This window comes from Pseudomonas sp. (assembly GCF_049645325.1).
In the GTDB taxonomy this organism is placed as follows: domain Bacteria; phylum Pseudomonadota; class Gammaproteobacteria; order Pseudomonadales; family Pseudomonadaceae; genus Aquipseudomonas.
The window spans coordinates 1-3,229 of sequence record NZ_JBARTQ010000180.1 but is presented as its reverse complement, the minus strand read 5'-3'; the positions used below and the strand labels follow the sequence as shown (position 1 = coordinate 3,229).

The 3,229-nt window shown below is 59.1% G+C and carries 4 protein-coding genes; 2 read left to right on the top strand and 2 right to left on the bottom strand.

Annotation, left to right across the window (positions count from 1 at the left end; genetic code table 11):
* Positions 1 to 15 precede the first annotated feature (15 nt).
* Both WBB95_RS08055 and ttcA read right to left on the bottom strand, forming a co-directional pair.
* Positions 16 to 687 carry a DNA-3-methyladenine glycosylase I gene (locus WBB95_RS08055; RefSeq protein WP_424487091.1) on the bottom strand — a complete coding sequence of 224 codons (672 nt, stop codon included), beginning with the start codon at positions 685 to 687 and terminating at the stop codon, positions 16 to 18.
* A 67-nt stretch (positions 688 to 754) separates the two neighbouring features.
* Positions 755 to 1,579, bottom strand: coding sequence for a tRNA 2-thiocytidine(32) synthetase TtcA (ttcA, locus tag WBB95_RS08050; protein ID WP_424487090.1), 825 nt, complete (start codon positions 1,577 to 1,579; stop codon positions 755 to 757).
* 380 nt (positions 1,580 to 1,959) lie between these two features.
* On the opposite strand from ttcA, the gene WBB95_RS08045 reads away from it, so the two are divergent.
* Both WBB95_RS08045 and WBB95_RS08040 read left to right on the top strand, forming a co-directional pair.
* Positions 1,960 to 2,562 carry a Yip1 family protein gene (locus WBB95_RS08045; RefSeq protein WP_424487089.1) on the top strand — a complete coding sequence of 201 codons (603 nt, stop codon included), beginning with the start codon at positions 1,960 to 1,962 and terminating at the stop codon, positions 2,560 to 2,562.
* Positions 2,563 to 2,691: 129 nt separating this feature from the next.
* A complete protein-coding gene (locus tag WBB95_RS08040) occupies positions 2,692 to 3,186 on the top strand; it encodes a SprT family zinc-dependent metalloprotease (RefSeq protein ID WP_424487088.1) in 495 nt (164 codons plus the stop codon).
* The last annotated feature ends 43 nt before the right edge of the window (positions 3,187 to 3,229 follow it).

Sequence of the window (3,229 nt, the reverse complement as noted above, 5' to 3'; positions counted from 1 at the left end):
GGCCTCACCTCAGTCTCAATGATTCACGGTGTAAGCCAGCATCATCGACAGTTGACACATCGGCCGCCCACTCTCGGCATGCCATTGGTTGAACGCGCCTTGCACCGTCGCCAAATCCCGCAGGCTGGTCGGCGCCTTGTCGACGATCTTCTGTGCGTTCAACGCCGCCACCACGTCATAACTCGGCACAAAAGTGTCCTTGCCGACCATGCGCAAGAAGCGCGGCGCCGACAGCCCGCCCAACTGGTGGCCGTGCTTGCTCAGGTACTTCCACATCCCGACGATGTCGGTCACCGGCCAGTCGGCGACAAACGCGCCGAAGCTGCCCTTCTCCTGCTCGATATCGAGGATCATCTGCGCATTGCGCGGCACGCTCTTGAGCTTGCCCAGGTGGCGGATGATCCGCGTGTCCTGCATCAAACGCTCCAGGTGCTCGGCGCCCATCAGCACGACTTTTTCCGGGTCGAAGCCGAAGAATACCTGCTCGAACGCCGGCCACTTGGCGTCCACCACACTGTGCTTGAGCCCGGCACGGAACACGCGTAGCGCCAAGGTCGACAGGTAGCGATCGTCTTTGATCTTGCGCAATTGCGCCGGGGTCTTGGGTACAGGCAGATGGGCTTCCAGCTCGGCCGCCGAACCGAAGCGGTTCAGACAATATTCGTGCAGCCACTTGTAATCGCGCATGCCCTCTCCTGGGAATTGAATTGAAAACGGCGCCCGCAAGCGCCGTGTGTCAGAGCGTTGAAATCGCTTAGAGGTTCACTACATTGACGAAGCGCGAAGCGGCGCTTTCGTCGATTTTCAGGCTGGTGAAGTCAAACAGGTTGCGGTCGGCCAACTGCGACGGCTGCACATTCTGCAGGCTGCGGAAGATGCTTTCGGTTCGGCCTGGGGTCTTGCGCTCCCAGTCCAGCAGCATGTCCTTGACCACTTGGCGCTGCAGGTTTTCCTGGGAGCCACACAGGTTGCACGGAATGATCGGGAATTGCTTGAAGTCGGAGTAGGCCTGGATGTCTTTCTCGTTGCAATACGCCAGAGGCCGGATCACCACATTGCGCCCGTCATCGGCGCGCAGCTTGGGTGGCATGGCCTTGAGCGAGCCGTTGAAGAACATGTTCAGGAAGAAGGTCTCGACGATGTCATCGCGGTGATGACCCAGGGCCATCTTGGTCGCGCCGATCTCATCGGCGAAGGTGTAGAGCGTGCCACGGCGCAGGCGCGAGCACAGTGAGCAGGTGGTCTTGCCCTCCGGGATCAGCTCCTTGACGACGGAGTAGGTGTCTTTTTCGACGATGTGGTATTCCACGCCCAACGCTTTCAAGTAGGCCGGCAGTACGTGCTCGGGGAACCCCGGTTGTTTCTGGTCCATGTTCACGGCCACGATCTGGAACGTGATCGGCGCGACCTTTTGCAGGTGCAGCAGCACGTCGAGCAGGGTGTAGCTGTCTTTGCCGCCGGAGAGGCAGACCATGACCTTGTCGCCGTGCTCGATCATGTTGAAATCGGCGACCGCTTCACCGGCCAGGCGACGCAGGCGTTTTTGCAGTTTGTTCTGGTTGACCGTAAGAGTGCCCATGGCGCTAGGATCCGCTGCAGGTGTGTGACGAAAAGCGCGGTATTTTACGCAAAAATTCGTCAATGAGCGACGCCGTTCCAATGCAGGCGCTGGCGTGTGTGGGAGCTGGTTTGCCTGCGACAGCATCAACCGGGTGCCACTGGGGGACCGAGGTGCCTGCATCGCAGGCAAGCCAGCACCCACACGCGTCCACATTACAGACCCCGCCGCGATTACAGCCACTGTTTACAGCGCGATTTGCTCTAAAGCCCTACAGTTTTTCCGGTCATCACTTCCTATACTGCGACGTGAGGTCGCACAACTATCCAGGACCTTTGAGGCCATTTGGCCCGTGGGCGCTCCGATGGGGGGCGATGGTAATAACGACAGGAGTGACTGGCATGATCCATCACGTCGTGGGGCTGTTTACCCATCCCGACCAGGAATGGCGGGAAATTCGTGGCGATAAAGAAGAAAGCATCAGCCACATGTACCTCACTCATACCCTGATTCTCGCGGCGATCCCCGCCGTATCCGCCTTTATCGGCACCACCCGCGTTGGCTGGGTCATTGGCAGTCGCGCCCCGGTCATGCTGACCCAGGAAAGCGCGTTGTGGATGACCATCATGTCGTACGCGGCCATGCTCGGCGGCGTGGCGGTGATGGGCGCGTTCATTCACTGGATGGCGCGCACTTATGATGCCAGCCCCAGCATGGCGCGTTGCGTGGCCTTTGCCACCTACACCGCCACGCCGTTGTTTATCGGCGGGCTGGCGGCGCTTTACCCGCACATGTGGCTGGGGATGGTCGTGGGCACGGCCGCCATCTGTTACACGGTGTACCTGCTCTATGTGGGCCTGCCGACCTTCATGAGCATTGATCCGGATGAAGGCTTCCTGTTTTCCAGCTCGGTACTGGCCGTGGGCCTGGTGGTGCTGGTGGCGATCATGGCGTTTACCGTGATTGTCTGGGGCCTGGGCGTGGGTCCGATCTACACCAACTGAGCCACTTCAAACCGTCGGCAAGGCCACCGCAAGGTGGCTTTGTGCGTTATGCATGACCATTCGGCGCCTGACAGATTCGGAAACACTCAGCTTTGCGGCATACTGGGGGTCTCTGGAGATATTTACAGAATGCCCGAGCAACTCAATACCCGCGTCGAAGATTGTTTCCTGCAAGCCGAATCCTTTTTTAAACGAAGCTTCAAACGCCCCCAGGTCAGCCTCAAGCTGCGGGGCCAGAAGGCCGGTGTCGCGCATTTGCACGAGAACCTGCTGCGTTTCAACCCACAGTTGTACCGTGAAAACAGCCAGCATTTCCTGAAACAGACCGTGGCCCATGAGGTGGCGCACCTGATTGCCCATCAATTATTTGGTGAGCGCATCCAGCCCCATGGCGAGGAATGGCAACTGATCATGCGCGGGGTTTACGAACTGCCGCCGGATCGCTGTCATACCTATGAGATCAAGCGTCGCCAGGTCACCCGGTACATCTACCGCTGCCCGTGTGCCGACAGCGACTTCCCGTTTTCGTCACAGCGTCATGGGTTGGTGGGTCAAGGAAGGCGGTATTTGTGTCGGCGGTGTCGGCATACCCTGGTGTTCACTGGGGAAACTCGGGTGGAATGAGGGCCTCATCGCAGCATAAGTATCTACACAACTTTCAAGGCTG